This is a genomic window from Erysipelatoclostridium sp. An173, from assembly GCF_002160495.1.
Lineage (GTDB): Bacteria > Bacillota_I > Bacilli_A > Erysipelotrichales > Coprobacillaceae > Thomasclavelia > Thomasclavelia merdavium.
In genome coordinates this window covers 22,127-28,810 of sequence record NZ_NFKR01000029.1, presented here as the reverse complement: position 1 = coordinate 28,810, position 6,684 = coordinate 22,127, and the positions used below count along the sequence as shown (strand labels likewise).

Here is a 6,684-nt window from a genome sequence, read left to right as displayed (position 1 = left end):
CTAAAGATAAATAAGTTTGATTATAAAAAAACATCTTATTGGCATATTTCATATTAACACTCCATTACTATAATATTTAAATAATTTTTATTGTTTAATATGCCAAAGTCATTTTAAAGACAGTTATATTATAACATATAAAATACTATATATTATCTCAAATTTATCTCATTTTTATAATGATAATTACTCATAAAATCTAACTAATATTTATATCATTATAGTAAAGTATTTTAAAACAAATCTGATTTTATTAAAAAATGGTCCTTGTAAAAAGGACCATTATAAATCAATATCAGCAACAATCTTTTTTTGTTGATAACGATAATACCCTAAACATATTATCGCTAAAAGACATACAATAACTACAATTAACATAAAACAGTGCATAAAAAACGTTTCTGGTAAAATAGTAATAACCGGATCAGTTCGGTAATCAAAGATCCAATAATCATTTCTAAAAACTATCTGGTGAAAAAGTACAAATGCTCTTTCAAAGTCCAAAGCAGCTAAAAAGCCTAACACAGTTGGCACAATAATTGTAATTAAACCAGTTAATCGTAAAAAACGATATTCTTTTTCTTTAATCTTTTTAATTGTCATTGGAATTGAAATTAACCCACTGATAACCATCATTACTTGAATTGCTTCAAAAATACGTTTTACTTCTTCAAAATGAATTCGACCACTATCAGACATTACAAAATCTGGTAAATTCAATGTTCCTTGGTAAAAAATTGATTGATAATTAATTAATATCCGATAATTTTCTTTAATAGTCTCTGCATCTAAACCACTAATTTGATCAATACTTAAATAATTAATATCAAAATAATATAATGGTTTAAAAAACACTGTAAAAACAACCGCAAAACTAATGATAAAAATCATAAGCATAATCGCTAGAAAAATATCATTTTTTTTATAACTCATATAAGAACTCTTCACCTTTTTGAACTTCTACTTTAGAAAGCTGTGGATAATTTTGTTGTCTTAAAGCTTCATAAATACAAATCGCTGCACAATTAGATAAGTTTAAACTTCTAACTTTATCACTCATTGGAATTCTTAAACAACGATCTAGATTTTCTGTTAATATTTCTTTTGGAATTCCATCATGCTCATGACCGAAGAATAAGTAATGCTCTTTACTAGTATCGCTAAAATCCTGATCTGTAAAACATTGATGTGAATAACGTGTAAAGAAATAATATTCACCAGGATTTTTTTGTTTAAAATCTTCATAACTTTCATATACATGAAGATCTAAATCCTTAACATAATCTAATCCAGCTCGTTTCATTTTTTTATCATCTAAATCAAAACTCATTGGTTTAATAATATGTAAACTAGTATTAGTCGCTACACAAGTACGCATAATATTTCCAGTATTTTGAGGAATTGCCGGATGAACTAAAACTATATGATTCATTTAATCCATCTCCTTTAAAATTGCATATAATTTTTTCAACGCTTTTGCACGATGTGAATGTTTATTTTTTTCTTCCATTGACATCATAGCTGAAGTCATTTTACATGGTGGGAAATAAAAAATCGGATCGTAACCAAAACCATTTTCCCCTTCGATTTTATCATTGATTAACCCTTCCATTGTTTCTTCGATAATGATTGGTTCTTGACCAGGGATTACTAAAGCCATCGCACAAACAAAGCGAGCTGTTCGATCTTTATCTTTTAGCGCATCTATAATATATTGATTTTTAATATCATAACTTGTATCATGACCTAAAAAACGAGCTGAATAAACACCAGGCTGTTTATCAAGAGCGTCAACTTCTAAACCACTATCATCAGCTAATACTGGTTTATTAACAATTTTAGCAATTGTGCTAGCTTTTATTAAAGCATTTTCTTTAAAAGTTGTTCCTGTTTCTTCAATATCGATTTCTTCATTTAAAACATCTTTCATTGATAATACTTCAATATTAATATCTTTAAGCATTGCCCTAATTTCTTTTAATTTGCCTTGATTAGTCGATGCTACAATTAATTCTTTCATGACTATACCTCCATTTTTTATCGTGTTTATTATAGCACGATTATAGAGTAGTTTGCAGATTTTGAAAAAATAAATACTATTTTTTTATTCACGATATAATTTGATTATAGATATTGGAGGACTATAAAATGACTAAAAAAATAATTATAAACGCTGATGATTTTGGTATCAGTGAAGGGGCAGTATTAGGGATAATTAAAGCTCATCAAGATGGGATCCTAACTTCAACAACTTGTATGGTTAATATGCCATATGCAAAAATGGGCTTAGAACTTGCAAGTAGATATCCTAATTTAGGAGTAGGAATTCATCTAGTTTTAACTGTAGGACGTCCATTAATTGACGGTGCTAAAAGCTATGTTGATAAAAATGGTAACTTTTTAAGACCGTCTGCTTATCCTAATGAAGAACCAAATGCTAATTTTGATGAATTATATCGAGAATGGAAAGCTCAAATAGAGAGATTTATTAAATTAGCTGGTAAAAAACCAACTCATATCGATTCACATCATCATGTTCACTTATTACCACAACATCATGATGTAGTAATTAAATTAGCTAAAGAATATGATTTACCAATTAGACAACGTGACCAAATTATTAATAATTATCAATATGTTAGATGTAATGATCAATTCTACAAAGATAATGTAAATTATGAATATTTAACTAGTGCTATAAATGATATTGATGAATATGGTGAAATAATGTGTCATCCAGCTTTACTTGATTGGCGTTTATATCAAATGAGCAGTTATAATATACCAAGAATGAAAGAATTAGATCTTTTGTGTGATAAAAAAATAAAACAGTTTATTAAAGATAAAGATATTGAACTAATCAATTATTCTAATCTTAAAAAGACAGATTAAAACCGAGCCAGTTAGCTCGGTTTACTTTTTATTATAAATAGTATTGTTGGTAATAATGAACCCGTAATAAATCACAAATTGTCATAATTTGATAATTAAAGTTTATTCCATCAAACTTACCAGGGACATGAATTACATAATCAGAAATCTTATATTCATCTAATTCATATGTTTTATTTTGCGTAATCAAGATTGAAGTACTTAAATCTACTCGTAATTCCTTTTTTATATCAACAAAATAGTTCATTGATCTACCTGTAGCAGAGATAAAAATTGTCACATCATTTTCATCTAAAACCACATCTTTATCAAAACTATGATATTGAATTACCGGCTTACCAAATGTAATCAAATCAGTTTGTAACTCAACGGCAATAGATAAAGGATATAAAGCACCAATTAATATAACTCGTTTAGCTTTAAAAATTGCTTCACAAATAGTTGAAATATAAGCATTCATTTCTTCATTTGAACAAGATTTTTCCATATCATTAATTAATTGTTCACTATTGATACCTAACATTCTAGCTCTGATTTGATCCAAACGAACCATATGAGTTCTTAAAAGATCATTTTTAAACTTATCAAAGCTTTCATATCCTAATAAATTACAAAAAGCAACTATTTTTTCTTTAGTGACACCACTTTTTAAGACAACATCATCAATGTCAAAATCTTCAAAACCTAAATAATTATAAACAACAAATTTACAAAAACGATAATAGTCATCAACTACAAAAGCGCCATTTAAATATGTTAATATTCTACTCAATAATATATTCATATAATAACCTCCCACTACTTAATAAATTCTTTTTACATTTTTAAATGTTTTTTGCAGCTTCTAAAACTTCACTTTTTTTAACTACAAAAACTTCCATTGTATTTAAACAAATGCAATTTAATTGACCTTTATCGAATGGTCCTAAACCACCATCAATCCCAATTTTATCTTTAAAAACTGGATCATGCCAAATATCAAAACAATCTTTCTTTTGATGAATATAACATGTAGGTGTATGTCCAAATATTATAATCTTATTATCCAATCCCTTTGACATAAAGAAATACTCACGCATCCAGGCACATTCTTCTTCAGTTTGTTCATATAACCCTTTTTCTGGATTAATACCTGCGTGAATCAAAACATAATCTTGACCATTACAATTTATTTCAATAAACGATGGGCATTTATTGACATAATCAATCATCATTTTATAAAAAGCTGCTTTAACTATTTTATAATCAAATTCATTAAGGGCTTTCTTTTGTAAATATTCATGATAACTATGGGCTGTTTTATTTCCACCATTTTGAGCCCACATTCGTCCTTGTGATGAAGTTGGATCATCAGCAATAAAAGCATCACGCATCATGATTTCATGGTTACCACGAATCAGATGAATATTTTTAAATTTTTGAATATATAAGTATATTTTTAAGCTATCTGGTCCCCGATCGCAGCAATCTCCTAAAATATATAATACATCATCATCAGAAAATTTTATTTTTTCTAACATTTTGATAAAAACATTATAATGTCCATGAATATCGGAAAGCACATAAATATTTTTAGGCATACTTTACCACCCTTTCTTATATTAGTTTATCATTATTCACTATTTTTTTAAATAAATATTGTAAAAGTAATTCCATTTATTATTTAAAAAAATAGTGATTATTACATAATAAATAAAAAAATGGAGTATCTTAAAATACTCCACATAAAAACCTAGTCAATTTCATTTATTATCATTATTAACCTGAATAATCCCCACTAATGATAAGATAATCCCTACTAATTTCATTCCCACCGATAACCCCAATAAAAGACCGGTAGTAAAGTCTAAAAAATCACTTAAAAAATAACTATTAAAATAACCCAAGACTTCCCCTAAAATAATTAACCCTAATCCGACTTTTAAATTCTTGATCATAATTTTCTCCTAATAACAATTAACAAGCCAATATAATTAAACAATGATATATTTATTGTATAAATATAAACAGTAAAAAACATCAAAATTATATTAATTAAATATTAAGTTATAAAAAAATCACGTTTATTCAACGTGATATAAATAATTAACTTGTTTAAATATTTGGTATGCTTCAAAATATTTATTTTCTAATGGTATCCAGATATTTTTAAATTTTTCTAACATCATAGCACCATTACGATCTAAAATTCTTTTTTCTTGTAACTTATCACTAATATCCAAACCAATTGCATAATCATAATACTTTCCAAAATATGGATGTAAGCTATATGTTCCCTCAATAATATTTAAATTATGATAAGAAATTACTTGAATATCATCATCTAAAGCCATCTTGGAACAATTAAATCTTTGATATTTGATTGATTTCTTTTTTAAAAGCGGATCAATTACAGTTTCTTTAAAACGTTCATAATCAACATTGCCCCCTGGCATAGATAATCTTTCCTCAGTACGTTGAAATGGTCTTAAGAAAAAATCATCCATTTTAAAAAGATTAGCATCATAAATTTCACAAAGCAAATTGGCTAAAAAAGACTTCCCAGCACCACATTTACCATCAATGGCAATTGTTAGTGGTTTGTTGGTAATAAGTAATTGATTAATTTTATTAATAATATCAAAATATTGAAAATATCGTTTATCTACAAGTCGATAATGTGGTTTATATTCTTTGCGATATTGCTCAGAATGAGAAATTGGTGGAAAATTTAATTTTTCATATGCCTTCAATTCTGCTTCAAACTCTTGATTATCGTAATCAATTTCACCTTGAACCATTGCTGCTTTGATAGTTTCTAATTTATTGATAAATGATGCTAAATTACCATGACTTTGTTTTGAAGAAGCAACAAATATTTGATTTAAAGTTAATATTTGAACAGAATCTAATTTACCTAGATAAACTCGAATTAAATTATCACCAATAACCTCACTAGTTAAAGTGGTTTGACTATTCAATGTTGCACATTCATTTTGTAATCTTTCTAGACTATTATCAAAAGAATCAATCATATGTCCGCCACCAAATTCATTCTGGTAGATTAGTTTAATAATATCTCGAGGCTTCATGCCTGGATAGCGTATTAAATGTTCTTTAACTAGAGTTATAATATTCATACTACTTAATTAAACGAGCCTTTTGTAAAGCTATAATGATAGCTGGAATTAAAATTAATTGTAAGATAATTCCTGGAATTGCTTGACTAAAAGCTCCGGCAATAAACATTGCAAAAGCAAAGCTTTGTCCTGACATACCATATAAAATAACACTTACAATTCCCCAAACTACTCTACCACCAAGCATAGCAATAATTAAGCTTAAATAAATATTGCTAGTTTTTTTAGATAACCTATTGTATAAAAAACCAGATAAAAATCCATATGCTGCTAATTCAAAGGCCATCGCAATTGCAGTTGGAAACATTGGCGGCATTGAAAATAGTGCACTTCTAAGTAACGGTACAATAAATCCTACGATTAATCCTAAAGGACCACCACAGATAAAACCACATAAAATTACTGGAATATGCATTGGTAATAACATACTACCAAAACTTGGAATTTGCATTGTTAAAAAAGGTAACACTAAACCTAATGCAAGAAAAAATCCTGCTAAAACTATTTCTTTAACTGATAACTTTTTCATCTTTTCCTCCTTGTAAAACATGAAAAAAGCCATAAAAATGCCTGTAATATCCTAATCAAATATATACAGAACTACCTTCATGGCATTACGTTATCTTCTTGATAACTTGATTATCGCTTAGATCATGTATATCAATTTTAGCGA

Annotated in this window: 9 protein-coding genes; 1 reads left to right on the top strand and 8 read right to left on the bottom strand. The window is 27.3% G+C overall.

What is annotated here, in order from left to right:
* Positions 1-282 precede the first annotated feature (282 nt).
* The 3 genes from B5F09_RS11215 to rdgB are packed head-to-tail and all read right to left on the bottom strand — an operon-like array spanning position 283 to position 2,020.
* Positions 283-933 (bottom strand): TIGR01906 family membrane protein, encoded by a 651-nt coding sequence (locus B5F09_RS11215; RefSeq protein ID WP_087374224.1) that lies wholly within the window; start codon positions 931-933, stop codon positions 283-285.
* A complete protein-coding gene (locus B5F09_RS11210; protein WP_087302907.1) occupies positions 923-1,432 on the bottom strand; it encodes a tRNA (cytidine(34)-2'-O)-methyltransferase in 510 nt (169 codons plus the stop codon). The genes B5F09_RS11215 and B5F09_RS11210 overlap by 11 nt, the downstream gene beginning before the upstream one ends.
* Positions 1,433-2,020 carry an RdgB/HAM1 family non-canonical purine NTP pyrophosphatase gene (gene rdgB / locus B5F09_RS11205; RefSeq protein ID WP_087302905.1) on the bottom strand — a complete coding sequence of 196 codons (588 nt, stop codon included), beginning with the start codon at positions 2,018-2,020 and terminating at the stop codon, positions 1,433-1,435. It lies immediately after the preceding gene.
* Positions 2,021-2,148: 128 nt separating this feature from the next.
* Here rdgB and chbG point away from each other — a divergent pair, with 128 nt between their 5' ends.
* Positions 2,149-2,892, top strand: coding sequence for a chitin disaccharide deacetylase (gene chbG / locus B5F09_RS11200; protein WP_087374222.1), 744 nt, complete (start codon positions 2,149-2,151; stop codon positions 2,890-2,892).
* Positions 2,893-2,923: 31 nt separating this feature from the next.
* Here the strand turns inward: chbG and B5F09_RS11195 are convergent, their stop codons facing one another.
* From B5F09_RS11195 to B5F09_RS11175, 5 genes are all read right to left on the bottom strand, one after another.
* Entirely contained in the window at positions 2,924-3,676 is a 753-nt protein-coding gene (locus tag B5F09_RS11195; RefSeq protein ID WP_087302901.1) for a MurR/RpiR family transcriptional regulator, read from the bottom strand.
* Between the two features lie 40 nt (positions 3,677-3,716).
* Positions 3,717-4,472: a metallophosphoesterase gene (locus B5F09_RS11190; protein ID WP_087374220.1), complete on the bottom strand. Its 756-nt coding sequence runs from the start codon at positions 4,470-4,472 to the stop codon at positions 3,717-3,719.
* Positions 4,473-4,634: 162 nt separating this feature from the next.
* Complete coding sequence (locus tag B5F09_RS11185) at positions 4,635-4,829, bottom strand: hypothetical protein (RefSeq protein ID WP_087374218.1); 195 nt, start codon at positions 4,827-4,829, stop codon at positions 4,635-4,637.
* A gap of 126 nt (positions 4,830-4,955) precedes the next feature.
* Complete coding sequence (locus tag B5F09_RS11180; RefSeq protein WP_087374216.1) at positions 4,956-6,011, bottom strand: hypothetical protein; 1,056 nt, start codon at positions 6,009-6,011, stop codon at positions 4,956-4,958.
* A gap of 1 nt (position 6,012) precedes the next feature.
* Complete coding sequence (locus B5F09_RS11175) at positions 6,013-6,540, bottom strand: ECF transporter S component (protein WP_087302893.1); 528 nt, start codon at positions 6,538-6,540, stop codon at positions 6,013-6,015.
* Positions 6,541-6,684 lie beyond the last annotated feature (144 nt).

Excerpts from the sequence above, each read along its gene's own strand:
- B5F09_RS11195 (WP_087302901.1), bottom strand. The coding sequence starts at position 3,676 with ATGAATATATTATTGAGTAGAATATTAACATATTTAAATGGCGCTTTT.
- B5F09_RS11210 (WP_087302907.1), bottom strand. The coding sequence starts at position 1,432 with ATGAATCATATAGTTTTAGTTCATCCGGCAATTCCTCAAAATACTGGA.
- B5F09_RS11190 (WP_087374220.1), bottom strand. The coding sequence starts at position 4,472 with ATGCCTAAAAATATTTATGTGCTTTCCGATATTCATGGACATTATAAT.
- B5F09_RS11175 (WP_087302893.1), bottom strand. The coding sequence starts at position 6,540 with ATGAAAAAGTTATCAGTTAAAGAAATAGTTTTAGCAGGATTTTTTCTT.
- chbG (WP_087374222.1), top strand. The coding sequence starts at position 2,149 with ATGACTAAAAAAATAATTATAAACGCTGATGATTTTGGTATCAGTGAA.
- rdgB (WP_087302905.1), bottom strand. The coding sequence starts at position 2,020 with ATGAAAGAATTAATTGTAGCATCGACTAATCAAGGCAAATTAAAAGAA.
- B5F09_RS11185 (WP_087374218.1), bottom strand. The coding sequence starts at position 4,829 with ATGATCAAGAATTTAAAAGTCGGATTAGGGTTAATTATTTTAGGGGAA.
- B5F09_RS11180 (WP_087374216.1), bottom strand. The coding sequence starts at position 6,011 with ATGAATATTATAACTCTAGTTAAAGAACATTTAATACGCTATCCAGGC.
- B5F09_RS11215 (WP_087374224.1), bottom strand. The coding sequence starts at position 933 with ATGAGTTATAAAAAAAATGATATTTTTCTAGCGATTATGCTTATGATT.